1 protein-coding gene is annotated in these 611 nt (G+C 74.6%); it reads right to left on the minus strand.

Annotated features, from left to right (window positions below):
- The coding region (locus K6I33_RS35550; RefSeq protein ID WP_275126867.1) for a TIM-barrel domain-containing protein at nucleotides 1–611 on the minus strand (611 nt) is incomplete at both ends.

The following is a 611-nucleotide window of genomic DNA, read 5'->3' on the forward strand; positions in this document are numbered from 1 at the left end:
GATAAGAGACAGGCCGCCACCCCCGTGTCGTACTCCGCCAGCCCCGGCTCGGCCTTCACCGCCGGGTCGACGATCGACACCAGCCGCACCCCCTCCTCCTTCAGCTCGGCGGCCAGTCCCGGCAGATCGGGGAAGCGCTCCCGGTCCACCGTGAACACCCGGTGCCCCCGGTAGTGGTCGATGTCCAGGTGCAGCGCCGACAGCGGCAGCCCCCGCTCCCGGTAGCCGGTCACCACCCGCCGCACCTCCCGCTCGCTGCCGAAGCCCCAGCGCGCGTGCTGGTACCCCAGCGCCCACGCCGGCGGCAGCGCGGCACCCCCGGTCAGCGCCGCCCAGCCGTGGAGCACCCGCGCCGGAGTGCCCACCATCACCCAGTAGCGCAGCGGGCCGCCCTCCATCCGCGTCTCGCAGCGCCCCGGCCGGTCGTGCCCCGAGCCCGCGCCCTCCTCGCCCTCCCACAGAGCGACCCGGCCGTCCCAGGTGTTGTCGTGGAACACCAGGTGCGTCCCCGCGTCCGCGACCACCAGCTGCACGGGCATCGTGATGTACAGCGGATCGTCCCCCGGCCCGAACGCCCCGCCCGGATCGGTGTTCCACAGCCGGTACACGCC

It is taken from the genome of Streptomyces sp. UNOB3_S3 (assembly GCF_020740895.1).
GTDB lineage: Bacteria > Actinomycetota > Actinomycetes > Streptomycetales > Streptomycetaceae > Streptomyces.